21 protein-coding genes are annotated in these 24,507 nt (G+C 73.8%); 8 read left to right on the top strand and 13 right to left on the bottom strand.

Annotated features, from left to right (window positions below):
- Positions 1-139: 139 nt before the first annotated feature.
- Genes ACZ5OX_RS20200 through ACZ5OX_RS20210 form a run of 3 tightly spaced genes read right to left on the bottom strand, consistent with a single transcriptional unit; the run spans position 140 to position 2,862 of the window.
- Entirely contained in the window at positions 140-670 is a 531-nt protein-coding gene (locus ACZ5OX_RS20200; RefSeq protein WP_449806704.1) for a MaoC family dehydratase, read from the bottom strand.
- A gap of 18 nt (positions 671-688) precedes the next feature.
- The gene (locus tag ACZ5OX_RS20205) at positions 689-1,924 is read right to left on the bottom strand and encodes an 8-amino-7-oxononanoate synthase family protein (RefSeq protein ID WP_465631613.1); all 1,236 of its coding nucleotides are present in this window, start codon (positions 1,922-1,924) and stop codon (positions 689-691) included.
- Positions 1,925-1,926: 2 nt separating this feature from the next.
- Positions 1,927-2,862, bottom strand: coding sequence for an HpcH/HpaI aldolase/citrate lyase family protein (locus tag ACZ5OX_RS20210; protein WP_465631615.1), 936 nt, complete (start codon positions 2,860-2,862; stop codon positions 1,927-1,929).
- Between the two features lie 393 nt (positions 2,863-3,255).
- Here ACZ5OX_RS20210 and ACZ5OX_RS20215 point away from each other — a divergent pair, with 393 nt between their 5' ends.
- The 3 genes from ACZ5OX_RS20215 (at position 3,256) to ACZ5OX_RS20225 (ending at position 6,948) form a co-directional block, all read left to right on the top strand.
- Positions 3,256-4,965 (top strand): nSTAND1 domain-containing NTPase, encoded by a 1,710-nt coding sequence (locus ACZ5OX_RS20215; protein ID WP_465631617.1) that lies wholly within the window; start codon positions 3,256-3,258, stop codon positions 4,963-4,965.
- A 399-nt stretch (positions 4,966-5,364) separates the two neighbouring features.
- Positions 5,365-6,024, top strand: a complete 660-nt coding sequence (locus ACZ5OX_RS20220; RefSeq protein ID WP_465631619.1) for a hypothetical protein — start codon at positions 5,365-5,367, stop codon at positions 6,022-6,024.
- A 78-nt stretch (positions 6,025-6,102) separates the two neighbouring features.
- Positions 6,103-6,948, top strand: a complete 846-nt coding sequence (locus ACZ5OX_RS20225; RefSeq protein ID WP_465631621.1) for a PIG-L family deacetylase — start codon at positions 6,103-6,105, stop codon at positions 6,946-6,948.
- Positions 6,949-7,031: 83 nt separating this feature from the next.
- Here the strand turns inward: ACZ5OX_RS20225 and ACZ5OX_RS20230 are convergent, their stop codons facing one another.
- The 5 genes from ACZ5OX_RS20230 to ACZ5OX_RS20250 all read right to left on the bottom strand — a co-directional run bounded on the left by ACZ5OX_RS20230 (position 7,032) and on the right by ACZ5OX_RS20250 (position 10,831).
- The gene (locus tag ACZ5OX_RS20230; protein WP_465631623.1) at positions 7,032-7,223 is read right to left on the bottom strand and encodes a hypothetical protein; all 192 of its coding nucleotides are present in this window, start codon (positions 7,221-7,223) and stop codon (positions 7,032-7,034) included.
- Between the two features lie 102 nt (positions 7,224-7,325).
- Positions 7,326-7,676: a hypothetical protein gene (locus ACZ5OX_RS20235; RefSeq protein WP_465631625.1), complete on the bottom strand. Its 351-nt coding sequence runs from the start codon at positions 7,674-7,676 to the stop codon at positions 7,326-7,328.
- A 112-nt stretch (positions 7,677-7,788) separates the two neighbouring features.
- A complete protein-coding gene (locus ACZ5OX_RS20240; protein WP_465631627.1) occupies positions 7,789-7,989 on the bottom strand; it encodes a hypothetical protein in 201 nt (66 codons plus the stop codon).
- A 67-nt stretch (positions 7,990-8,056) separates the two neighbouring features.
- A complete protein-coding gene (locus ACZ5OX_RS20245; RefSeq protein WP_465631629.1) occupies positions 8,057-8,239 on the bottom strand; it encodes a hypothetical protein in 183 nt (60 codons plus the stop codon).
- 66 nt (positions 8,240-8,305) lie between these two features.
- Complete coding sequence (locus tag ACZ5OX_RS20250; protein WP_465631631.1) at positions 8,306-10,831, bottom strand: cyanobactin maturation protease PatG family protein; 2,526 nt, start codon at positions 10,829-10,831, stop codon at positions 8,306-8,308.
- Between the two features lie 517 nt (positions 10,832-11,348).
- On the opposite strand from ACZ5OX_RS20250, the gene ACZ5OX_RS20255 reads away from it, so the two are divergent.
- Positions 11,349-12,062, top strand: a complete 714-nt coding sequence (locus ACZ5OX_RS20255) for an AfsR/SARP family transcriptional regulator (RefSeq protein ID WP_465631633.1) — start codon at positions 11,349-11,351, stop codon at positions 12,060-12,062.
- A gap of 23 nt (positions 12,063-12,085) precedes the next feature.
- On the opposite strand, the gene ACZ5OX_RS20260 is transcribed toward ACZ5OX_RS20255, so the two are convergent.
- From ACZ5OX_RS20260 to ACZ5OX_RS20275, 4 genes are all read right to left on the bottom strand, one after another.
- On the bottom strand, positions 12,086-13,273 hold the full coding sequence (locus tag ACZ5OX_RS20260; RefSeq protein ID WP_465631635.1) for an aminotransferase class V-fold PLP-dependent enzyme: 1,188 nt from the start codon (positions 13,271-13,273) through the stop codon (positions 12,086-12,088).
- Between the two features lie 12 nt (positions 13,274-13,285).
- Entirely contained in the window at positions 13,286-14,620 is a 1,335-nt protein-coding gene (locus ACZ5OX_RS20265) for a pyridoxal-phosphate dependent enzyme (protein WP_465631637.1), read from the bottom strand.
- Complete coding sequence (locus ACZ5OX_RS20270; RefSeq protein ID WP_465631639.1) at positions 14,617-16,110, bottom strand: Y4yA family PLP-dependent enzyme; 1,494 nt, start codon at positions 16,108-16,110, stop codon at positions 14,617-14,619. The genes ACZ5OX_RS20265 and ACZ5OX_RS20270 overlap by 4 nt, the downstream gene beginning before the upstream one ends.
- A 272-nt stretch (positions 16,111-16,382) precedes the next feature.
- Complete coding sequence (locus ACZ5OX_RS20275) at positions 16,383-17,141, bottom strand: class I SAM-dependent methyltransferase (protein ID WP_465631641.1); 759 nt, start codon at positions 17,139-17,141, stop codon at positions 16,383-16,385.
- A gap of 284 nt (positions 17,142-17,425) precedes the next feature.
- On the opposite strand from ACZ5OX_RS20275, the gene ACZ5OX_RS20280 reads away from it, so the two are divergent.
- The 4 genes from ACZ5OX_RS20280 (at position 17,426) to ACZ5OX_RS20295 (ending at position 23,172) form a co-directional block, all read left to right on the top strand.
- Positions 17,426-18,370, top strand: coding sequence for an ABC transporter ATP-binding protein (locus tag ACZ5OX_RS20280; RefSeq protein WP_465631643.1), 945 nt, complete (start codon positions 17,426-17,428; stop codon positions 18,368-18,370).
- A complete protein-coding gene (locus ACZ5OX_RS20285; protein WP_465631645.1) occupies positions 18,367-19,761 on the top strand; it encodes an ABC transporter permease in 1,395 nt (464 codons plus the stop codon). The genes ACZ5OX_RS20280 and ACZ5OX_RS20285 overlap by 4 nt, the downstream gene beginning before the upstream one ends.
- A gap of 4 nt (positions 19,762-19,765) precedes the next feature.
- The gene (locus ACZ5OX_RS20290; RefSeq protein WP_465631647.1) at positions 19,766-22,516 is read left to right on the top strand and encodes an alkaline phosphatase family protein; all 2,751 of its coding nucleotides are present in this window, start codon (positions 19,766-19,768) and stop codon (positions 22,514-22,516) included.
- Positions 22,517-22,713: 197 nt separating this feature from the next.
- Complete coding sequence (locus ACZ5OX_RS20295) at positions 22,714-23,172, top strand: universal stress protein (RefSeq protein ID WP_465631649.1); 459 nt, start codon at positions 22,714-22,716, stop codon at positions 23,170-23,172.
- A 41-nt stretch (positions 23,173-23,213) separates the two neighbouring features.
- Here ACZ5OX_RS20295 and ACZ5OX_RS20300 read toward each other — a convergent pair whose 3' ends face one another.
- A complete protein-coding gene (locus ACZ5OX_RS20300; protein WP_465631651.1) occupies positions 23,214-24,263 on the bottom strand; it encodes a lactonase family protein in 1,050 nt (349 codons plus the stop codon).
- Positions 24,264-24,507: the final 244 nt, after the last annotated feature.

The raw sequence follows: 24,507 nt of genomic DNA on the forward strand, positions 1-24,507 counted from the left end.
TGTCGGTTTCAGGGGCGGACCCGACGAACCACCGGTTGGTGGCCTAGGGGGGGTTTTTCCGAGTTCTTCGCGGCCCCCCCCCCGCCCCCCCCCGGCGCACCGGGCCCGACGGCGCAGACCGTCGGGCCCGGTGCGTGCGTCAGTACCCCGCGACCTCGTCCAGGCCGTGGCCGCGCAGCGGGACGAGGAAGCTGCGTTCGAACACCACCACGGTCTCGCCGGTGGACTTCGTCCCGGTGGTGCGGCAGCGCACGATGCCCTGCCCGGCGCGGCTCTTGGAGAGCCGCTTGGCGAGGGTCTCGGTCTCCGCGTAGAGCGTGTCGCCGGCGAACACCGGGTGGGTCATCCGGATGTTCTCCCAGCCCAGGTTGGCGATGGTGCGCCCGCTCGTCGAACGGGCGGTCATCCCGCCGACGATGCTCAGCGTCACCAGGCTGGAGACGATCGGCTTCCCCCACGGGGTGTGCTCGCTGTAGGCGGCGTCGATGTGCAGCGGGGCGTCGTTCATGCTCAGCATGCTCATCAGCACGTTGTCGAGCTCGGTGACGGTCCGCCCGGGGCGGTGCTCGACCACCTCGCCGACCTCGAACTCCTCGTAGTAGCGCCCGACCACCTCACGGTAGCGGCGCTCGCCGATCCGCCGGTAGCCGGCGGGTTCGGTCGTGTCCATCGCGGCTGCTCCCAGGTCCTAGAGGTCTGCGGTGAGTTCCTTGACGTGGCCGGCGAAGTCGCGGATCATCCGCTCGTCCATGTCGGCGCGCATCATCAGTCGGAGCCCGGCCTCGCCCTTGGGCACGATCGGGAAGAACACCGCCGAGCTGTAGTAGCCGCGCTCGAAGAGCTGGGCGGACAGCTTGACCGCGCGCTCGGCGTCCCCGACGTCGACCCGGCGCACCGGCAGGCCGTTGCCCGCGAAGGTGGTCGGCAGCAGTTCGTCGAAGAGTTCGATGTTGCGGGCCAGCTTCGCCTGCAGGTCGGCCAGTTCGGGGGAGCGGTGGATGGCGGCGCTGGCCAGCGAGGCGCCGACCAGCGGCAGCGGGATGTTCTGCGACCAGCCGACCGGGCCGGCGTGCCGGTGCAGGAACTCGAACTGCTCGCGGTTGCCGAGCATCGCGACACCGCCGCTGGTGCCGAAGCCCTTGCCGAGGCTCGCGGTGATCACCGTCAGCGGGTTCATCTCCAGCCGGGAGCGGACGTAGCCCTCACCCCGCTCGCCCATGATGGACAGCGAGTGGGAGTCGTCGATGTAGAGGAACAGCCCGTAGCGGTCCTGGAGTTCGAGTAGTCCGTCGAGGGCCGCCGTGCCGCCCATCGAGTACGCGCCGTCGGCCACGTAGGCGACCCGCGGGTACTTGCGGCAGATGTCCTCCAGGTAGTTCAGGTCGTTGTGCGGACAGGTCAGCACCAGCGACTCGTCCGCGCAGATCGGCTTCGCGTACGCCATGCAGAAGTGGCAGAAGCGGTCGAAGACCATCACCCGGGGCCCGCCGCCGCCCTGACAGGTGCCGTCCAGGTGGCCGGAGGCGATCAGCGGCAGGATGCCGGCGGTGAGCGAGGTACAGGACGCCCCCGGCAGGATGTGGGCGCCGAAGAGTTCGCCCAGCTCCTCCTCCAGTCGGACCAGCAGGTTGTGCCGGATCCGGGTGGTGGAGATGACCAGCGAGGTGCTGCGGGACTCGGTCAGCGCGTCCACCGCGCCGGCCAGCAGCGCGGGGTGGTTGTTCAGGCCCAGGTACGAGCAGGAGACCATGTTGGCGAACTCGTGGCCGGTCTCGCGGACGATCAACCGGTTGTTCGACTCCGAGTCCGCCGTGATGCCGATCAGGCCGTTGGCGGCGGCCGCCTGCCAGACCGGGTCGGCGCTGGCCAGCATGGCCTCGGCGTTGCGGTACCGGCGTGGGCCGAGGATGGATTCTTCGGTCATCGTCACTTCTCCGTCGAGTGGTTCGGGGTGTCGGTGGGCGCGTGGCCCCGTGGGTGCTGTCGTGGGTGGTGCAGGTGGTGGGGGGAGACCTCGGGCCGGGGCGGGTCGAACTGTTCGATCAGCCGCTGCGAGGCCTCGAAGAACGGCATGCCGACCATCACCCCGTCCACCACGGTGACCGAGCGGCCGTTCTCCAGACCCGCCGCGACCACCCGGCGGGCACGTTCCAGCAGCTCCTCGCCCGGGCTGAACACCTCGTTGATCAGACCGAGTTGGCGCGGATGGACGGCGATCTTGCCGCTGAACCCGAAGTCCCGGGCGAGCCCGGCCTCCCGGCGCAGCCCGGCGAGGTCGGTGACCTCGAAGAACGGGGCGTCCATCGCCTCCACCCCGGCGGCGCGGGCGCTGTTGACCACCCGGCCGCGGGCGTGGGCCAGGGCCTCCCAGGAGAGCCGGGCGCCGACCGCGAAGGCGTAGTCGGCCGAGCCGAAGACCAGCCCGCGCAGCCGGTGCCCGGCGGCCGCGATGGCGGGCGCGTGCTCGATGCCCAGCGGGGTCTCCACGACGGCCAGGAACTCCGTCTCCGGGCAGTCCGGGGCGAGCGCGCCGGCGGCGATCTCGATGTCCCGGGCGGACTCCGCCATCGGGATCAGCACCAGGTCCGGCTTGACCCGGTACCGGGTGATGGCGATCAGGTCGCGCAGACCCTCCGGTCCGGAGAGGGTGTTGATGCGCACCGCGCTGCGCGCGAGCTTGGTGGACGGGAGGGTGAAGAACTCCTCGGCGAGCCGACGGGCCTCCTCCTTTCGGGCGGGTGGGACCGAATCCTCCAGGTCGACCATGGCGATGTCGGCCCCGGACTGATGGCTCTTGGCGTACCGCTCCACCGCCATCGCGGGTGTCGACAGGAGGGAACGGCAGTACCGCGTGAACTTCATGGATATCTCCGAAGTCAGCGAAGGCTGCGGGTTCCGGTTCTATCCCACCGGCTTTGTTCGGCGCCGTGCGGCTGGACATTGAACACCAACTCGGAACAACCGACCCGCACGCACCATTGTTTGACGCCGACGGTCCTGTGCATGATGAATCAACGGGGGGGATGGACGCGAGGCGCGCGCGGCGCGCGTGGCGCGTGTGGCACGCGAGGTTTTCAGGACACCGCTTCAACGGAGAAGGGGGCCGTAGTGCCGCGTCGGGAAAGTCCACTTGACCCCGGGGACGGGCCGCTGCTGCGCTTCGCGGGTGATCTGCGGGCCCTCCGGGAGCGGGCCGGAGGCCTGCCGTACCGTCAACTGGCGCTCCGCGCACACTGCTCGGCAGCCAGTCTGTCGGTGGCGGCGGGAGGACGGCGGCTGCCCAGCCTGGCGGTCACCCTCGCCTACGTGCAGGCCTGCGGCGGGGACGTGCGGGAGTGGCAGCACCGCTGGCAGCTGCTCGCCGCCGAGCTGGCCGCCGAGACCGCGGCCCGGCGGCGCGCCCAGGACGTCGGACGGGCCCCCTATCCGGGCGCGGCCGCGTTCGAGGCCGTCGACGCCGAGCGGTTCTTCGGCCGGGAGGCGCTGCTGGGGCGGCTGATCGCCCTGCTGACCGAACGGCGGCTGGTGATCGTCTCCGGGCCGTCGGGGGCGGGCAAGTCCTCGCTGGTCAGAGCCGGGTTACTGGCCCGGCTCGGCGGGGCTCCGGCCGCCGGTGCGGATCCCGGGAGACCGGCGGCCGGGGGTGGGGCGGAGCGGCCCCCGGCCGACGACGGTGTCCCGGTGGCGTTGCTGACCCCCGGTGAACGGCCGATGGAGGCGTACGCGTTGGCCCTCGCCCGGCTCGGGCAGCGAGCCGGGGACACGGCGCGCGGCGGGGCGGGAGCGACGGCCGGGGATCCGGTGCTGGTGGTGGACCAGGGCGAGCAGCTGCTCACCCGCTGCCGGGACGCCGCCGAGCGGGCGCGCTTCCTGGACGCGCTGGTGGCGACCGCCACGGGCGGTCCGGGCGAGGCGCCGGACGGCCTGCCGCCGGCGGCGCCCGCCCGCTGCCGGGTGGTGCTGGTGCTCCGCTCGGACCAGTGCGGGCCACTGCTCGCCGAGCATCCGGGGCTTGCCGAGACGGCCGGGCGGCACGGGATGCTGTCGGTGGGGCGTCCGGCGCCGGACGAGCTGCGGCGGGCGATCACCGAGCCGGCGGCACGGTCCGGCTGTACCGTCGAGGGCGCGCTGCTGGCCGTCCTCATCTCGACCGCCGCGCAGCAGCCGGGCGCGCTCCCGCTGGTGTCCGCGGCGCTGCTGGAGACCTGGCGGCGGCGCAGCGGCAACGCGCTCACCCTGGCCGGGTTCCAGGCCACCGGAGGCTTCGAGGGCGCGCTGGCCCGGACGGCGGAGACGCTGTACAACGGGCTGGACGTGTCCGACCAGGCGCGGGCGCGGTCGGTGTTCCTGCGGCTCGGCGGGGAGTTGGTCGGTGCCGGCGAGGAGGCCGCCGGTGGCGTGCCGGGCCTGGGCGAGGGGCCGGGCGAGGGGCTGGGACCCGGCGGTGGGCCGGTGTCGGGCGGCGCCCTGGTGCCGGGCGGCGACGAGGGCACCCGCAAGCCGGTCCGGCGGGCCGAGTTCGACGACCCCGGGGTGCCGGAGATGGTGGAACGGCTGGTCCGGGCACGGCTCGTGGTGGTGGACCGGGACACCGTCGAGCTGTCCCACCAGGCGCTGCCGCAGGCCTGGCCCAGGCTGCGCGGCTGGTTGGCGGAGGGCCGCGAGGCGCTGGGGGAGCAGCGCAGGCTCTCGGCGGCGGCCCGGGGCTGGGCGGCCTCCGACCGGGATCCGGAACTGCTGTGCCGGGGCGGCCGGTTGGAGCAGCTGATGCGGCGGGTGGCGGCTGGGGAGCTGGCCACGGCCGGGGTCGAACGGGCCTTCCTGGCCGCCTCGGCCCGGGCGGCCATCGCCGACCGGCGCAGGGCGCAGCGGCAGAACCTGGCGGTGGCCGGGGTCGCCGCGGCGGGCGGGGCACTGCTGGCCCTGGCGGGCGGGAGCCGGATCCGTCGGGCCTGGCGGTGGTGAGCCTCGGGCCGGGACCTTCGCCAGGGGCGGCCGCGGGGCCTTCGGCCCGGCCCGCGCGCCGACCGGCTCGGGGGCGTCACGCGGGTACTGATCGGTTTCGGAACAACGGGATTCGAACAACGGGCGAGGCGCGCGCGGGTGCGTCGGGACGGGCCGTTCGGTGCCGGTCACGGTCCTTGCGCGGCCGTGGTGGTCCGGGTGGTTCGACCGTCGATCCCGGCCCTTCGAAAGGCGAATTCGACTGCCTGGCCGGTGAATTCCCGTACGCCGCGGTCGGCCGGAGCCGGTCCGGCGATTAATCCGCAGGAGATCGGCCGCTCCCGGATCGACGGGCCGCTCCCGTGCGCGGCGGAGTCCGGCCGCGCTCGGCTGACAGTGCCGCATGGCAGAGTTCGGCCCATGAACATCGCTACCACGTTGCACAGTTGGGACGAGTCCGTGGCCCTCTTCGAGCGTCGCGGCCTGCCCGTTTCCTCGTACGAGAACCTCTACGAGGAGTCGTACGACGTCCACTCCGGTGCCTTGTCGATCGACGGGCACCTCGACCTCGACGCCACCGAGCCGTACGGCACCGGCTACGTCGTGGACGGCGACCTCGACGTCAGCGGCGCCGTCCTCAACCTCGACGACGGCTGCCCCGCGCTGATCGTGCTCGGCGACCTGCGGGCGGCCGCCGTCTACCTGGAGGGGGACGCCAAGTTGCTGGTCCGCGGCAGCGTCCACGTGGAGGCCTTCGTCGGCAACATGACCGACAAGCTGGTCATGCTCCACGGGGACCTGCACGCCCGGGTCACCGTGCTGTCCGCCGGATTCGAGCCCGATCTGGTCGAGGGCACCCTGTACGGCCCCGTCCTGGCGCCCGCCTACCTCGCCTCCGGCTACCCGGCGCTCGCCGGCGCCGAGGCGGTGCTGGTGCCCGAGGTCCTGTGCGCCGGCGCCGACGACGACCCCGACGGCCAGGGCGTCTTCGACACCCCGGGTGTCCACGGTGGCCGCCTGCAGAGCCGCATCGAGGCGGGCCTGCCCGTGACCCTGGCCGGCGGGCTTCCCGGTCGGTGAGCGGGATTTCGGGAGCGACCACCCCTCGCCGTGGCGCAGACTGGGGCGAGTACTTTTCACACCGGAGGATGGATTCTCATGGCTGACCGGCCCCTGACGCTGATGGCGGTGCACGCCCACCCCGACGACGAGGCCACCGGGACGGGGGGTGTCCTCGCCCGGTACGCGGCGGAGGGCGTCCGCACGGTCCTCGTCACGTGTACGGACGGCCGCTGCGGTGACGGACCGGGAGGGGTCAAGCCGGGCGAGCCCGGGCACGACCCGGAGGCCGTCGCCGCGATGCGCCGACAGGAACTGGAGGCCAGCTGCGAGGTGCTGAAGGTCACTCACCTGGAGCTGCTGGAGTACGCCGACTCCGGGATGATGGGCTGGGCGGGCAACGACGCGCCGGGGTCGTTCTGGCGCACGCCGGTGGAGGAGGGCGCCGCCCGCCTCGCCGAACTGATGCGGCGGTACCGGCCCGACGTGGTCGTCACCTACGACGAGAACGGGTTCTACGGCCACCCCGACCACATCCAGGCCCACCGGATCACGATGGCGGCGCTGGAGCTGGTCGAGGAGCCGGCGTCGAAGGTCTACTGGACGACGGCGCCGCGCTCGGCGATGCAGCGCTTCGGCGAGGTCATGCGGGAGTTCGGCGGGGACTGGGATGAGCCGGACCCGGCGGAGGCGGCCGAGATGCCCGACATGTCGGAGATCGGCCTGCCGGACGAGGAGATCACCACCTGGGTGGACACCACCGCGTTCGGCGGCCGGAAGTTCGACGCCCTGGCCGCGCACGCCAGCCAGGGCGAGAACATCTTCTTCCTCAAGATGGGGAAGGAACGGTTCACCGAACTGATGGGCGTGGAGACCTTCGTGCGGGTCAAGGACACCACCGGCGCGGCCGTCCCCGAGAACGACCTCTTCGCCGGCCTGCGCTGACCCCGGAGCAGCGGTGTGCCGGCTGCGAGGTGTGGGCCTCGCAGCCGGCACGGCGTGGACGTGGTGCCCGTGGGCGCATCCCGTCAGAGCAGCAGGCCGGCGGCGATCGGGAGCGCCGTCTTGAAGATGCTCCAGAGGTTGTCGGCCTCGACGCCGGAGGCGTCGCCCAGGGCGCCGCCCGCGCGGCCGGTGCGGTCGATCGGCGGGGCGAGCTTCGGGAGCTGCGGGGTGGGGGTCCATGCCCGGTACTCCTCGCGGACGTCTTCCGTGGTCATGGTCGCTCTTCCCTTCGTGGATGGTGGTTCCACCGGCCGGGCGGCCCGGGGCGGACCTGCTCGCAGGCCCGGGGCGGAGCCGTCCGGGACGGTCGGCAGGGGTCAGATGAAGCCTCCGATCACGGGGGGTGGGGCCGGCATGCAGCCGGGGGTGGGGGCACCGTCGCAGACCCAGGGCGCCGGGTCCGCGAAGCTGGGGCCGTAGAACCCACCGGGACCGTCCATGATCTTCGTGACCGGGTTCGTGTCGGTGGCCGCGCCCTCCCTCGCGGGGTTGGTCACCGCCTCGGACGGCCCGGGGCCGGAGGTGAATCCGAGGTTCACGCCCAGGGACGACATTCTCCCGTGCGGGCTGGGGTCCTTGTCGACGACTTCCTTGACCACCTTCAGGTCGGCGTCGTACCCCAGGGTGCGGTCGATCGACGGCACCTGGGGCGGCGGCTGCTCGTACATGGTCCTGTCTCTCCTGTCCGGTGCTCCGGTGGCCGGTCGTGCGTGGCCGAGTCACCGGGCGGGGTGGCCGGCGCCGGACCTTCGCGGCCCGGCACCGGCATGGGGTGCCTCATCAGAGGAACGTCCCGATCGTCTTGAGCACGTCGGCGCCGCCGGAGACCAGGTCGCTCCACCTGAAGTCGGCCTCTACACCGGGGAAAGCGCCCAGGGGGCCGCCGGTGCGGCCGGTGCGGTCGATCGGCGGGGCGAGCTTCGGGAGCTGCGGGGTGGGGGACCACGCCCGGTGGTCCTCGCGGAATTCTTCGTTGGTCATTTCTGCTCATCCCTTCTCGTTGTGTTGGTTGCACTCCGTCCTCGGCGGGACCCGTCGGGGCGGGGCGTCACAGGGCGGCGTAGCACATGCCCCGGGCCGGGCCGGGGAGGTCGGCACAGACCGACCGGGCCGGTGCGGCGCCCGGGTTGTCGGACGGGCGGCCGGCTTCGTCCCGGCCGTCCCTGTGGACCGGCGGGGCGAGGACCGGCAGTCTGGGCGCGATCCTGGGGGCCGGTGCGGGGGTTCTCATGATCCGCCTCCTCCTGAGGGGTGGCGTGGGGCCGTTCCGTCGGCGTGGGTGCCGGCGGTGTGGGGGTCAGCTCTCCAGGAACTGGTGGGCCGGCGCCAGGGTGACGGGGTACTCGTCGCTGACGTCCATCGTGAACAGCATGGAGACCCGCGCGCGCCGGTCGTTCTCGGGGTCGAAGAACGTCACCTTCACGTCCTGGCAGTCCGATCCCATGCGGCAGTACGGGCTCTTCTCGACCGAGATGGTGTCGATGCAGTAGAGCGAGATCGGCTGGCTGGGTTCCGTCGTGGTGCTGGGGACGGTCTGGCCCAGCAGAATGGCCTTGCTGATCGGACCGGCGATCGAGTAGGCATTCGTCCCGGCGGCGTTGAGCGCCCGGTCGGCGGAGGTCTGTCCGAGGTTGCGGAACTGGTAGTAGAGCTTGTCGAGGAAGGTGTCGATGGTCTTGCGGACGTAGTCCTCGCTGACCGTCAGGTGTTCGTCCGCGGCCTGCTTCATGACGGCCCGCACCACCGCGTCCACCAGCTGCTTCTGGCGCCAGATGTAGATGCCACGGCTCTTGACCTCGACGACGGGCACGACCTGCCCGGAGAACAGCCGGACGGTCCGGTCGGTCAGCCGCCCGGGTATCGAGATCCGGGAGGCGTACTGGTCGTCCTTGTCCGACGGGAGGTGCTGGCCGTAGTACGCGTCCCGGAACGACCGGTAGACCGTGGAGACCGGGCGAGCGGGCGAGGCGAGCGCCAGCAGGGCGTCCGCGAGCTTGGAGTGGTCGTCGATCATCGCCTGCACGTCCGCCTTCGTGGCCCCGAGGAACACGAGGGGGTCGCTGGCCCAGTCCATGCCGGCGGCGGGTTCGGCCTCCAACGCGTAGAGCGGCGTGCTGTCCAGGTTCAGCGTCCAGGTGACCTTGTCGGAGGCCCACGGGTTGGCGGTCAGGTAGGCGTGCAGCTGCTCGGCGCTGTAGGGATTGGCGGGCTGCTCCTTCGTCACGCCCGCATGGTCCGGGTCGGGCACCTGGATGGTCGGCATCAGCTGGCGGAAGCTGTCCCGGCGGGCCTCGGTGAGGAAGTCCACGCCGATCTCGCCGATCGCGTAGACCAGTGGGCGGTTGTTGGTGGAGGCACAGGAGGGCCGGACGCCCCCGCCCGCGGGTGAGCCGCCCGGCGGCCCCGCCATCGACGGCCCGGCACCCGACAGCCCGGTCGTCGACGGCCCGCCGCCCTGGCACGCGCAGGGGGCCGCCGGGGCCTGCCCGAGCGCCGTGGCGCCGACGGGCGGCGGGGGCATGGCCGGGGCGGGCGCGTGCACCGCTTCGGGCGGCGGGACGGGGGCGGGGCTCTGGGGTTGGGCGCCCGCGGCGGTGGCGCCCGTCACCCCGGCGACGGCTGCGGCCGGAGTGACGGCTTCGAACGGTGCGCTCTGCGCGGCCAGGAAGGCCTGAACGGCCTCGGGGTCCGGCACGGCCTGGGCGGCGGCAGGGGCCGCCTGTGCGGCCGCTGCGGCCTGGGCGGCTTGAACGGCCTCGGGGGTGGCGGCGGGAACGCTCTGGGTGTCCATGGTGCTGGCTCCCTCGTGCGAGTCGTGTGGGGAGGTCCCGATTGGTGGGGGTGCGCCGACCGTGGCGACCCCGACCTCGGGGGAGAGGGTGGCGCGGCGGGCGGCCGCCGCCGTGGTTCCGGCGCGGACCGGGCGGTCCGGCAGGTCTTCCGCTCGGGTGATCAGCTCGTACGCCCGGGCCGCGTCCAGGTGTCCGACCAGCCGGCGCCGGCACTCCGGTGCCTCGGCGGGTGTACAGGGCACGGAGCGTGCGCCCCGCAGCAGGGCCCGGCCGACCGCCCGCGGGTCGGGCTTGCGCCCCGCCCGCACCTGCGCGCCGACCAGCACGGCGGCGACCCCGGACACCAGCGGTGTGGCGAAGCTGCTGCCGGTGAGGGCCGCGCTACCGCCGCCCGGGGCGGCGCCCTCGATGTCGCGGCCGGGGGCGAGCAGGCCGTGGGAGGCGTACGCGGAGCCCCAGTTGCTGATGTCCAGCGGCTCGCCGTCGGGGCCGGCCGCGCCGACGGCGAGCACCGTCGGGGTGGCGGCCGGCACCTGGGCGCAGTCGCAGCCGTCGTTGCCGACGGCCGCGACCACCAGGACCCCGCGCTCGTCGCACAGCCGCAGCGCCTTCGCCAGCATGGGCTCCGGCTCGGTGCCCCGGCCGATCTCGCCCCCGCTGATGTTGATGACGTGGGCGCCCTCCTGCACGGCGCGTTCGACGGCCCTGGCCAGGTCGAGTTGGGGCACCCGCCCCTCGCCCGCATCCGTGAAGACCGGCAGGAGCAGTCCGCGGCAGCGCGGGGCGATCCCGGCCAGCGGGCTGTCCTGCCGGCCGAAGAGCAGGCCCGCGACATGGGTGCCGTGCAGCGACATCGGGCCGGAGCCGGCCGGTTCGGCGACGAGCGTGTCCAGCCGGGTGAGGTCCGCGCCCTCGAAACAGGGGTGCGACAGGTCGACGGGACCGTCCAGGACCGCGATGCACACCGCCGGGTCGCCGAGGAGTTCGTCCTCGGGGGCGCGGACGTCGCGCAGCACCGATCGGGCCTTCATGGGCATCGCCTTTCCGGTGTCGGGCGGGGCGTCGGGTGCGCTCCACCGGGGCGGCAGGTGGTGCCAGTCAACGGGCCGGGCGTCGCCCGGGTGTGCCCGGGAGCGTCATGGCCGGCGGGCCGGTGCCGTCGCGGGCGCGTCGCGTCCTCGTGGCGAAGCCACCCCCGCCGTGCTCCGTGCCACGGGCCGGTGGATGCACGGACGGTGACCGTCGGCCAGTCCGCGGAGCGGTCCGGGTGTCCGTGGTGAAACGACAGCTCCCTCCAACACCCGTTCGGCGGCGGCCCATTAGGGTGTCGGCCGGTCGGCCGGTGGCGCGGTCGTGACGGTCGGCGACGACGGCCGTGACGCTCCCGCGGCGTCAGCGCGGCGTCACCGCGACGCCGCCGCAACGTCCGTACGACATCCGCGTGACGCCGGGTCGGGGCCGTACGGACACGGCGGTGACAGGCCTCGGCCGCAACCGGTGCACGCCCGAACGGGTGCGGGTGACGGCGCGGCGCGGCAGAGTGGGGGTGTGTTGTGGGACGGTCCGAGCATCGAACTGCTGCGGGGCTTCGAGGCCACCGACGCGGGGCACTGCGTCTCCCTCCCGGTGAGCGCGCAGCACCTGCTGGCCTTCCTCGCCCTGCACGACGACGGCGTCCAGCGCGGCGCCGCCGCCGAACGGCTCTGGCCGGACTGCACCCAGTACCGTGCGGCCGCGAACCTGCGCACCGCGCTCTACCACGCGCGGCGGCGCGGCCGGGCCATCCCGATCGAGAGCCCGGGGCAGTGGCTGCGCCTCGCACCGGTGGTCCGGGTGGACCTGCGCTCCGCGCGCCGCTCCGCGCAACGGGTCGTGGCCGGCGCGGACCGGTTGCCGGCCGGCTGCGACGACCTCGTGGACGACCTCTCCGCCGAACTGCTGCCGGGCTGGGAGGAGGAGTGGCTGACCCTGGAGCGCGAGCGCTGGGACCAGCTGCGGCTGTACGCCCTGGAGAGCCTGGCCCACCAACTGTGCGACGCGGAGCGCTACTTGCCGGCACTCCAGACCGCGCTGGCGGCGATCGCCATCGACCCCGTCCGGGAGACGGCCCACCGGATCGTGGTCGAGGTGCACCTCGCCGAGGGCAACCTCGCCAGCGCGCTGCGCTCCTACCAGCACTACCGCTCGTTCCTGCAGCGGGAGCTCAACGTCGCCCCGTCGCCGAAGATGACCGGGCTGGTGCGCAACCTCCAGCGGATGTGACGGCGCGAGTCCCGGGACACGCCCTACAGCGAGCGCAGGACGGAGAGCAGCAGGTCGACCTCCTCCGGGCTGTTGTAGACGTGCAGGCTCACCCGGACGGAGCTCTCGCTCTCGCCGGCCCGCGCCTGGCAGTGGCCGTCGGAGCGCACCATCAGGCCGTGGCTGGCGAGGACGAAGCCCAGGTCGTTGGAGCCGATCCCGCGGTGCCGGAAGGTGACGATGCCCTCGCGCTGCTGGACCGCGGAGTCCGCGGCCAGGCTCGACTGGCAGCCGAGGACCTCGTACGGGTCCAGGGTCCGCAGCCCGTCGGTGAGCCGGGCGGCCAGGGCGGTGTTCCACCGCCGGATGCGGTCAGGCCCGGCGGCGTCGAGCCAGTCCAGGGCGGCCTCCAGCCCGGCGATCCCACTGGTGTTGGGCGTGCCGCTCCAGCCGCCGGGGGCGAAGGCCGGGCCCCGGGTGTTGCGGGCCCAGGCCGCGCCGGTGCCGGGCAGGGCCATCGCCTTGTGCCCGGAGAAGACCACGAAGTCCACGTCCAGCGCGGCGACGTCCACCGGCAGGTGGCCGACGCTCTGCGCGGCGTCCAGGCAGATCGGCACCCCGGGCCCGACCGCGGCCCGGATGCGGTGCACGTTCATGTCGCCGCCGTACACGTGGTGCACATGGGTGGCGGCGACGAACGCCGTGCGCCCGGTGACGAGTTCGGCCAGCGCGCGGTGGTCGTAGTCGTGCGAGGCCGGGTCGTACGGCAGCTCGTGCACCGTGATCCGCACGCCCTGGCGGGCCAGCAGCCGCTGCGCCTCCAGCCAGGGCAGGGCGTTCGCCTGGTGGTCGGCGAACGGCACGATGATCTCGTCGCCGTCCCGCAGGTGGCGGGGGAGCCAGTCCAGGGCCACCGCGCGCAGCCCCTCGGTGGCGCCGCTGACGAAGTGGACGCCGGAGCGCTGCTGCGGGGCCGGGTCGCCCAGGAAGCGGGCGACCCGCACGCGGGTGCGTTCCACCAGCGCGGTGGTGGCGTTGGCCCAGGTGTACGTCCCGCGGCCGGCGTTGGCGTTGCCGGTGGTCAGGTAGCGCTGGACGGTGTCGAGCACCGCCCGGGGCTTCTGCGAGGTGGCCGCGCTGTCCAGGTACGCCAGCTCGGGGTTGCCGGTGATGATGGGGAACTGGGCCCGCAGCCCGCGGTGCCAGTCACGGAGTTCGTCGAGGGTGGTCACGGCCGCCTCCGCTCAGTCCCGGACCAGCGGCGCGCCCGCGTCGCGCCAGGCGATGATGCCGCCGGCCAGGCTGCGCGCGTCCCGGTGTCCCATCCGGGTGAGCAGCGCCGCGTACGTGGCCGACTTCTCGCCGACCGGGCAGGCCAGCAGCACCGGCTGGTGGGTGCCGAACGGCAGGCCGCCGTGCAGGAGTTCGTCGAACAGCTCGTCGACGATGTTGATCGAGCCCTCGATGTGCAGCGCCGCGTAGGCGAAGGGGCCGCGCAGGTCGACCACCAGCGGGCGCTCCTCGGCGATCCACTTCCGTGCGGCGTCGACGTCGACGACCCGGGCGGCGGCCAGTTCGGCGGGGGTCACCGTGCCCACCGAGTTCGGCCGGGCGGGCTGGTTGAACAGCTCCGGCCGGCGCCGGCGGATGTAGCTCAGGTAGCTCTCCACCCGGTCGCAGACGATGAAGACGGCGGTGTGCCGCTCGCCCGTCCCCCGCTCGGCCAGTTCGGCGTCCACGGTGCGCAGGTGGCGCAGCGCGCCGAAGAAGGCGCCGCCGCCGGTCGGACCGGCCGGCAGGCCGCAGCGGCGCACCAGGGTGAGCATGCCGTCGATGGCCTGGTCGGCGGTCACGGTGGCGATGGAGTCGTAGGTGGCCGGGTCGAACAGCCCGACCTCGTGCACCTCGTCGATGGTGCGGATGCCCGGGATGAAGTCGGACTTGTGGGCGACGAGTCCGACCACCTCCACGCCCGGGTCGTGGGCGCGCAGCACGGCGGCGACGCCGGTGGACGAGCCGGCGGTGCCGACGCAGGCGATGAAGTGCTCCGGGGCGCGGCCGTCGAGGTCCCGGACGATCTCGGGGCCGGTGCCGGTGAGGTGGGCGTCGAGGTTGAGCCGGCTGTAGTACTGGTCGGTGTGCAGGTAGCCGGAGCCGGTCTCGGAGAGCATCCGGTGGATGCGGGTGAGCGGGTCGTCGGTGTCGGTCGGGTCGAGGCACTCGGTGCGGCCGGGCAGCTCCTCGATCTCCGCGCCCAGCAGCAGGAGCAGGTCCTTGATCTCGGGGACCTTCATCCGGTTGGTGACGCTCCTGAACGGCAGCCCGTGCATGCCGGCGATCAGCGCGAGCGCCTTGGCGGTGTTGCCGCTGGACAGTTCCACGATGGTCTCGCCGCGCTCGACGGCGCCGGGGAGGGCCTCGCGGGTCATGTTCCAGGCGGCGCGGTCCTTGACCGAGCCGAACGGGTTGAGCAGCTCCAGCTTGGCGTACAGGTCGACGTGCCGCAGGCCGGTGACCGCCGGGTCGATCCGGACCAGCGGGGTGTTGCCGATCGCGTCGGTGATGCTGTCGTACCTCATGCGTGTCCGTCCCCCCGGTGTCCTGCGGCCGCCACGTCGACGGGCCAGTACTGCTCGTCCAGTCGCCACCGCCAGGCGCCGTCCTGCCGGTACGCGGCGACCTTGCGCGCGACGGGCTGGCGCAGCGCCTCGCCGGCGCCGAAGTCCATCAGGTAGCCCGCGGTGTTGGCGAAGGCGAGCAGGTCGCCGGGGGCGGGGAGGCGGGGCAGGAAGACCGTCCGGCGGGTGATCAGGTCGGTCTCCAGGCAGAGGTTGCCGATCAGGTGGACGCCGACCGGCTCCTCGGGCGGGCCGCCGGGCGCGGACGGGGTACCCGGTCGGGGGATCAGCAGTGGGTCCATCAGCACCCCGTGCTCCTCCAGGCCCACGTCCCGCGCGTTCGCCTCCAGCCGCACCAGGCAGGCGCCGGCCGGTGTGTGCCGGACCTCCAGGACGCGGGCGAGCGTCGCCCCGCACTGGTCGGCCAGGGCCCGGCCGGGTTCCACCGCCAGGTCGTACAGGTTCTCCAGCAGCAGGGTGCCGAGCGGCCGTCCGAGGGTGGGCGCCGGGTGGGAGAGCAGCTCGTCCAGGTAGGCCTCGGCGGCCACCGGGCGGTGCGCCGGGTAGAGGCCGAGGGCGCCGCGCAGCCGTCCGGCCTCGGCGCGCAGCCCGTAGCCGTGGCCCTGCCAGGTGAGCGGGGGGCGCCGGCCCAGGACGGCGTCGGCCAGCTCGGTGGTGTACCGCTCCCACTGGGCGGCGTCGGCCAGGTAGTCGACCCCGAACCCGCCGCCGATGTCGACGGTGCGGGGGTGCAGGCCGCGGCGCCGGCACTCGTTCATCACCGTGATGCAGGTTTCCAGGGCGACGGCCTTCTCCGCGATGCCGGTGGTGTCCAGGTGGTAGGCGACACCGGTGGTCTCGACGGCGTCGCGGTGGCGTTCCAGCGCGTCGAGCAGCTCGTCCAGTTCGGCGACGTCGGTGCCGAAGCGGCTCGGCCGGGTGAGCACGGTGACGCCCGGCGCCCGGAAGCCGGACAGCCGCGGCATGACGCGCACCGGGGGCAGGGCGTGCTTGCGCACCAGGTCGGCCAGCTCGTCGAGTTCGGCGCGGGAGTCCAGGTGGACGGTGACGCCGGTGCGGGCCGCCAGCCAGAGGTACTCGCGGTTCTTCGGCCCGGTCGCCATGATCCGGTCGGGTGCGCAGCCGGCCCCGAGCACGTGCTGGAGTTCGGCGAGCGAGGCGACGTCCAGTCCGGCCTCGGTGGCGGCGAGCCGGCGGACGAGGGCGCTGGAGCGGTTCGCCTTGTGGGCGAAGTGGATCCGGCCGGTGAGGTGGTGCTTGCGGTAGACGGCCTGGAAGCGGGCCAGGTTGTCCGCGATCTGTTCGGGCAGGAGCAGGTTGAGGGGGGAGCCCAGGGCGTCGGTCAGCGTGTGCAGGAGGTCGCGTTCCTGCAGGAGGGATCGGAGCGGGGCCTCCAGTCGTGGTTCGAGATACAGCGGTAAGGGCCGCATGCGAAACCAGCTCTCCCTGAGAAGTCGGCGTGCGGGGGCCGCAGCCGCCGACAGGCTGCCCCGTGTCGGCCCTCGTCCCCCCGGCGGTCCGCGCGTCGGTGTGGCGCGCGGGCGGTCGGACACCCGCGCGCGGCTCCCACCGCGGAGGCGTCGGCGACCTCGGGCAACGGTAACCCTTTCCCTGGGTGATCGACAGGGCGCTTTCTGTCACGCCATCGCAAAGACTGTGCCGATCCGGAACCCGCCTTCTTCACAAGGGCCGTGAGCAGGGCTCAGCGCAGCGCGACCAGGACGGAGCTGGTGCCGTACTGCCACACCGGTCCGGCCTGGCGGAAGCCCGCCTCCCGCAGCAGTTCGCCGTGCCGGGCCGCCGACAGGCCGTTGCCGGGGCCGTCGGTCGGGGGCAACTGCCGCTCGCGGGCCGTCAGCAGGTCGGCGAACTCGGGGACCCGCCCGGCCGCGGCCCACCACTGGGACCAGTCCTCGGCGGCGCCGGTGCCCTTGCGCTGGGCGCGGCGGCGGCCGATCGCGAGGGCGAGTTCGGCGAGCGGCCGGTCCTCGGGGATGAGGTGGTCGCCGTTGACCAGGACGCCGCCGGGCCGCAGTACACCGGCGAGGTCGCGGTAGATCCCGAGCAGTGCGTCCGGCGGCGGGTAGTGCAGCGCGGTGGTGGACACCACGGCGTCCAGTGGGCGGTCGAGGCCGAGGTCCTCGACCCAGCGGGGCCGCCCGATCAGGGTCTCGACCCAGCGCGCGATCTCGGGGTGCCGGGCGCGGCCGAGGGCGAGCAGCAGCGGGTCGATGTCGACGGCGAGGATCTCGGCGTGCGGCAGGCGGGCCGCGACCCGTGCCGACAGCGAGCCGGGGCCGCTGCCGAGGTCCGCGACGAGCGGCCGCCGCCGGCGGCCGACGGTCTGTTCCAGGACGTCGGCGATGACGGTGAACCGCTCCTCGCGTTCCACCGCGTACCGCTCCTGCTGGCGCTCCCAGCGGTCCACCCAGGCGCCGGCCAGGGCGGCGTCCACTCGCATCCCGACTCCCGCCGTGTCCGTGCGCATTCGAGGCTTCGCCTTCCGCCCATGTTTGTCATGTTCATCGAGCTCCGCAACCGGTTCGGTGCGGGAGATCCAGCGAAACGATATCCGTTTTCATGTGAACGTTTCCACTCGAAGCGTCCGCAGCCGCTGCACCCCCGGGAAGCGATCGCAGGACCGCCACAGTGCGGGCAGCTGCTGTTCCGGCGGTGTTCAACCGGGCGCTCCTGACGGCGGCAGGTCAACCCCCTAGGTTCCCTGGGGAACTGCGAGAAGGAGCCATGAAGGAAACCCAACCTGCCGTACGCGCCCGTGGACTGACGAAGTGTTTCGGCGACGTCGTCGCGCTCGACGCCATCGGGCTGGAGCTGACACCGGGACGGATCCACGGGCTGGCCGGGCCGAACGGCGCCGGGAAGACCACCCTGCTCGGGCTGCTGCTCGGGCTGGCCGTCGCCGACGGCGGCGAGCTGGAGGTGCTGGGCAGACCGGTCGGCCGGGCGCTGCCGGCGCCGCACGGGGTGGCCGGCTTCGTGGACGGGCCCGGGCTCTACCCCTCGCTGACCGCACGGAAGAACCTCGCCGCGCTCGCGACGCTGCGCGGGCAGAGCGACCGGGCCGACCGGATCGACGCGGTGCTGGCCGAGGTCGGCCTGAGCGAGGTCGCCGACGACCGGGTGCGGGGCTTCTCCCTGGGCATGCGGCAGCGGCTCGGACTGGCCGCGGCGCTGCTCACCGAACCCCGGCTGCTGGTCCTCGACGAGCCGTCCAACGGCCTGGACCCGGCCGGCAAGAAGCACGTGCACGGGGCGCTGCGGCGGCTCGCCGCCGACGGCGTCACGGTGGTGCTCTCCAGCCACCGGATGGACGACCTGGAGGCGCTCTGCGACGAGGTCACCATCCTGGCGACCGGGCGGGTCCGCTTCTCCGGCCCGCTCGCCGAGTTGGCCACGGGGCACCGCGAACTCGACCACCGGCTGCTCACCTCCGACCCGGCCGCCGCGCGCCGGGTGGCCGCCACCGTCACCGGGGTGCGGGTCCTCGCCGCGCCCGAGGCGGGACGCGCGGCCGAGGCGCTGGTGGTGCGCGCGTCCGGGCCGGCCGTCGAGGAGCTGGTGGCCGCGCTGGTGCGCGCGGGCGTACGGGTGCGCGAGGTCGCACCGGTGGTGCCGCCCCTGGAGGCGGCGTTCCTGGCCCTGACCGAGCAGCAGGAGGACGGGCGATGAGCAGTGTCGCAGCCGCACGTGCGGTCGCTGTCGTCGCCGCCGAACCCGGGGCCCGCCCGGTGCCGGTGGCCCGGGTGTACCGCTTCGAACTGGTCAAGCTGCTCTCGCAGTGGCGGGTCAGACTGCTGATGCTGGCCTGCTGGACCGCCCCGGCGCTGTTCACCGCCGCCGTCGCCCAGCAGGGCACGCTGCCCTCCGACACCCTGTTCGGCCGCTGGATGCACGCCACCGGCTGGGCCGGGCCACTGGTGGTGCTGGGCTTCGCGGGCTCCTGGGCGCTGCCCCTGCTGACCTCCGTGGTCGCGGGCGACGTCTTCGCCGCCGAGGACCGGCTCGGGACCTGGCGGCACCTGCTGGTGACGGTCCGCTCGCCGCGGCGGATCTTCGCGGCGAAGGCCCTGGCCGGCGTCACCGTGATCGTGCTGCTGGTGGTCGCCCTGGCGGTCTCCGGCGCGGTCGGCGGTCTCGCCGCGGTCGGCGACGAGCCGCTGGTCGGCGTGGACGGGCACCTGCTGTCGCCGTCGGCCGCGGCCGGGAGCGTCCTGCTGGCCTGGGCCTGCGCGCTGGCGCCCACCCTGGCGCTGGCGGCGCTCGGGCTGCTCGGCTCCGTCCTGCTGGGCCGCTCGCCGATGGGGCTGCTGGTCCCCGCGCTGGCGGCGGTCGCGATGCAGCTCGCCCAGGTGCTGCCGCTGCCGGTGGCGCTGCGCCTCGCCCTGCCCGGTTACGCCTTCGTCGCCTGGAACGGGCTGTTCGCCGAACCGGGCCGGCTCGACGAGCTGCTGGTCGCCGTCGCGGTCAGCCTGGTCTGGGCCGCGGCCGCCACCGCGGCGGCCTACCTGCTCTTCGTTCGGCGGGACTTCACCACCGGCAGCGAGGACGGGGTGGGGCGCCGCGCGCTCTCCCGCGGGGTGCTGCCGCTGGCCGGGCTGCTCGCGCTGACCACCGGCTCCGTCGCGGCGGCCACCCCCTCGACCGGCTCGGGGATCTCCCAGGCGAAGGTGCAGCAGGAGGTCGCCACCGTGTTCGCGCACCTGTACCGGCTGCAGACCGAGCAGCTGCACCGCCCCGCCGTGACGGAGGCCGAGCTGCGGGCCGCCGCGGCCTGCCAGCGGGGCGACGGCCAGGTCGACCCGGAGGGGCCGGGCAACGACTGGCGCTGCGTGGTCACCTGGCACCTGCCCGGGACGGACGCGCCGGGGACGGCCGTCTACCAGCTCGACGTGGCCTCGGACGGACGGCTGACGGCCGACGGCGACGGCCCGAAGGAAGTGAACGGCTACTTCCTGGTGCACACCCCGACCGGGGACGCACCGAACCCGCTGTGGCAGTTCGACGGTCAGGTCGCACTGCTCGCTTCCCCAACGAACGCACCGAACCCAACGAAGGGCTGACGCCATGCAGGTAACGCGTCGTCGACGCAGCCGGAACGAGCACGTGGTCCTCCTCGGCCGCCGGGTGGGCCGCCGGGCCGCACTCGCCACGGCCTGCATCACGGCGGTGGCCGTGGCCACCGGCACCGCTTTCGCGAGCACCCAGCAGTTCGGCACCGACCGGGTCGGCCAGACCACCGCCGACGGCCTGGTGATCTCCAGCGACCAGTACCTCGCCCCGTACGGCAGCCGGCAGGTGATCGACAACGGCAAGATCATGGGCTCCACGGTCAGCCCGGACGGCGGCCACCTGGCCGCCGCGGTCGCCGACGGCGACTCGGCACTCGTCGTGGTGGACCTGAAGACCGGCAAGGTGCAGCAGCGCGTCGGCACCAACAAGGCCGACGAACTGCGCATCCCCAACGGCTCGGTCGGCCAGGAGTCCCCCGTCTACTCGCCGGACGGAAAGCAGCTGTGGCTGGGCCAGCTGGACGGCTACACCCGGTTCACCGTGCAGCCCGACGGCACGCTCGCCAAGCCGGTGGCGGTGCCGATCCCGGCCGACGGCGACAAGCACGCGCTGGCCTCCGGCGCGGTGTTCTCCGCCGACGGCTCGACGGTGTACGCGGTGGTCAACGGGCAGAACCGGGTGGTGGCGATCGACGCGGCCACCGGCGCGGTCAGGCGGAGCTGGACGGTCGGCAACGCGCCGCGCGGCGTCGTGCGGGTCGGCGGCAAGCTGTACGTCTCCGACGAGGGCGGCCGGGCGGCCACCGCCGAGGACACCACGGTCAACTCGTACGGCACCCGGGTGCCGGCCGACCCGGCGACCGCCGCCACCACCACCGGCACGGTCAGCGTGATCGACCTGGCGTCCCCGGCCGCGGCCGTCGGCTCCATCCCCGTCGGCCTGCACCCGACCGCGCTGTACGCGAAGAACGGCGTGCTGTTCGTCGCCGACACCGCGAGTGACGAGGTGTCGGTGATCGACACCGCGCACGACAAGGTCGTCCAGACCATCTCCACCAAGCCGTGGCCGGAGGCCTCCGTCGGCTACGAGCCCACCGCGGTGACGCTCACCGAGGACGGCCGCCTGCTGGTCACCCTCGGCCGGGCGAACGCGGTGGCCGTCTACCGCTTCGCCGGCGCGCAGGAGCCGGTGAGCTACGTCGGCCTGCTGCCCACGGACTACTTCCCGGCGGAGGTCGCCACCGTCGGCTCCACGGTGATCGTCTCCAACACCCGTGGCATCGACGCCCGTCGGCCCAACAGGACCGGCGCCCACAAGACCCACGACACCACCTCCAGCCTCACCTCCTTCACGCTGCCGAGCGACAAGGAGATCCGCGCCCAGACGGCCAGGGTGTTCCGGCAGAACGGCTGGACCAACAACGCGGTCAAGCTCGCCAACGGCCACAAGGCGAAGGCCGAGCCGGTGCCCAAGCGGATCGGCGACCCGTCGCCGATCAAGCACGTCTTCCTGATCGTCAAGGAGAACCGGACCTACGACCAGGTCTTCGGTGACGTCGCCCGGGGCAACGGCGATCCCAAGCTGGCCCAGTTCGGCGCCGACGTGACACCCAACCAGCACGCGCTGGCCGAGCAGTTCGGGCTCTACGACAACACCTACGACATCGGCACCAACTCCGCCGAGGGCCACAACTGGCTGATGCAGGCGGACAATCCGGAGTACACCGAGTCCTCGGCCGGCGAGTACGAGCGCAGCTACGACACCGAGGACGACGCCCTGGGCCACCAGCGCTCCGGCTTCCTGTGGACGGGCGCGCAGGCCGCGGGCCGGACCGTCCGCGACTTCGGCGAGTTCCACCAGTTCCTGGACAAGCCCGCCGACGCCACCTGGCAGAACCTGTACTGCGACGCCAAGACCATGGACGAGACCGGACAGGGCAGCGCCTACGCCCTCAAGTCCTCCTCGCCGATCCCCTCGCTCAACAGCGTCTCGGTGCCCGGCTTCCCGAAGTTCGACACCGACGTGCCGGACCTCTACCGCTACCAGATCTGGAAGCAGGACTTCGAGCGGAACGGCCCGGCCGACCTCAACATGCTGTGGCTCTCCAGCGACCACACCGGCGGCCCGGCGAGCCCGGCCGCCCAGGTCGCCGACAACGACCTGGCCACCGGGAGGATCATCGACGAGATCAGCCACAGCGAGTACTGGAAGGACTCGGCGATCTTCGTCGTCGAGGACGACTCCCAGGCCGGCCTCGACCACGTGGACGGCCACCGCGCCCCGATCCAGATCATCAGCCCCTGGGCGCAGCACGGGGCCGTGGACAGCCGCTACTACTCGCAGATCACGATGGTCCGCACCGTCGAGCAGATCCTCGGGATCCACCCGATGAACCAGAAGGACAGCGCGGCCACCCCGATGACCACGGCCTTCACCGACCGGCCGGACTACACCCCGTTCGACGCGGTGCCCAACCGGACGGCGCTGACCGACGGCCTGAAGACCCCGCCCTCCTGCGGCCTCGACGTGCCCGGGCAGCAGGACCTGCGGGCGGCGGCCGCGCCGGCCACGACCGCGCCGCCGGCGGCGGAGCAGGCCGTCGCGGCCCGCTGGGACGTCTGGAAGTCGCAGCAGCGGCTGACCGGCCCGAACGCGGTGCCGGACCACGCCAACCCGGCGCAGATGGAGCACCTGGTCTGGTACCAGACCCACAACTGGACCACGCCGTACCCGGGCGAGGACGCGGTCCTCGCCCCCGAGGACGTGCCCGGCGCCTACCTGCCGTCGCCGGAGAACGACGGCTGATCCCGTGCCGCGGCCGGGGCCCGGGTCGCGCTTTCGACCCGGGCCCCGCGCGCTCCCGGCCCGGGGCCCCGCGCACCCGCCCGGACCAGCCGGACTGCGCACCCGGGGTGGTCGGTACCAGGCTGGACCACGGAGCCCGGTGACGGCGGACCACCGACCGGTGCGATCCTCCGCCGCCGTCGAGTCGAGGAGGAGTCATGGCCGACCAGCCTGAGGAGAAGGGCCGCATCGTGGTCGGGGTGGACGGCTCGGAGTCGTCCGAGCGGGCGCTGCGCTGGGCCGTGCGCCAGGCGGAGCTCACCGGCGCCGCGGTGGTGGCGGTGATCGCCTGGGAGTACCCGACGTACCACGGCGCGCGCGGCTGGTTCCCCCCGGCGGCCACCGACGAGCGGGAGCTGGAGGGCAAGGCGCGCCAGGAGGCCGACCGGGCCGTGCGGCAGGCCGTGGGGGAGGACCCGCCGGTCGAGGTGCGCACCGAGGCGCGCTACGGCTCCCCGGCGGGATCGCTGGTCGAGGCGGCCCGGGGAGCGGACCTGCTGGTGGTCGGCAGCCGCGGCCTCGGGGGCTTCAAGGGCATGCTGCTGGGCTCGGTGGCCCAGCACTGCACCCGGCACGCCAGTGTCCCGGTCGTGGTGGTCCGCGACGAGGAGCAGTGAGCGGCCCGCTGGCCCGGGAGCCGTCCTCCGGCGAGGAGGGCTCAGACGAAGAGCACGGTGGACGCCGACGGGACGGCCAGTGAGCCCACCCGGCGCGGGACGCCCGTCACGCCGTCCACGTCGAACCAGGTGACGTCGCCGGAGTGCTCGTTCGCCGCGTACAGCCGGGTGCCCGTGGGGCCCAGCACCAGGTCGCGCGGCCTGCGGCCCCCGCAGGGCACCGAGGTGAGCACCCGGGCCCGTTCGCCCGTCCCGTCCAGGGCGAGCACCACGATGGTGTCGGTGCCGCGCTCCGCCGCCCACAGGAACCGGCCGTCGGGGGAGACCACCGGGGCCGAGGGGGAGACCGGGCCCTGGACGCCGTCGGGGAACAGCGGGACCTCCGCGACCGGTTCGAGCGCCCCGGCCTCGGCGTCCCACCGGCAGAGCGTCACGACGGGGCGCAGCTCGCCGAGCACGTACGCGTGCCGGCCCGAGGGGTGGAAGGCCAGGTGGCGCGGCCCGGTGCCGGGCGGCAGCGCGGTCTCCCCGTGCGGGGTCAGCCCGCCCGTGGCCGGGTCCAGGGCGCAGATCCGCACCGAGTCGGTGCCGAGGTCGACGCTGAGCACCCAGCGCCCCGACGGGTCGGGGAGCACCTGGTGGGCGTGCGGGCCCCGTTGGCGGTCCGGGTGCGGGCCGCTGCCCCGGTGGCGCAGCACGCCGCTCGGGGGCCGCGGGGTGCCGTCGGCGGCGAGCGGCAGCACGCTGACGCTGCCGGAGCCGTAGTTGGCGGTCAGCAGGTGGCCCCGGCTGACGCTCAGGTGGGTGGGCTCGTCCCCGTCCACCGGTACGGGGCCGCCGAGCGGCCGGGGCACCGGACCGGCGATGTCGTAGGCGGTGACGGCGCCCGGCGCGGTCTCGGAGACGGCGTAGAGCACCGGGCCGCCGTCCGCGGCCCGCCCGAGCGCGAGGTAGGACGGGTCGACGGCGTCGACGACACCGGTGGCGGTGAGGGCGCCGGTGCCGGGATCCGGCGAGGCCAGGACGATCCCGTGCCCACCCGTCGAGGTGAACGAGCCGATGAAGGCCCGCTCCGCGCCGCTGTCCGCCATCGCAACCTCCGCTGTCCGCCGTCCGTCGCCCGCCGTGCGCGCTCAGACCGTAGCAGCCGCCCCCGCCGCGCCCGGCGCAGGAGCACGCGTTTTTTCACCGGAATGCACCGCCGCCGGGGGCGGCCGGATCGCGCGGCGGCCCGATCCCCGGGAACGTGGGAGCCGTTGGCCGCGCGGCCGGTCACGGCCGCCCGGTGGGGCGGGATCCGTGCAGCCCCGTAGCCCCGTGGTGGTGCGACAGCCC

This window comes from Kitasatospora sp. NPDC032121 (genome assembly GCF_055580145.1).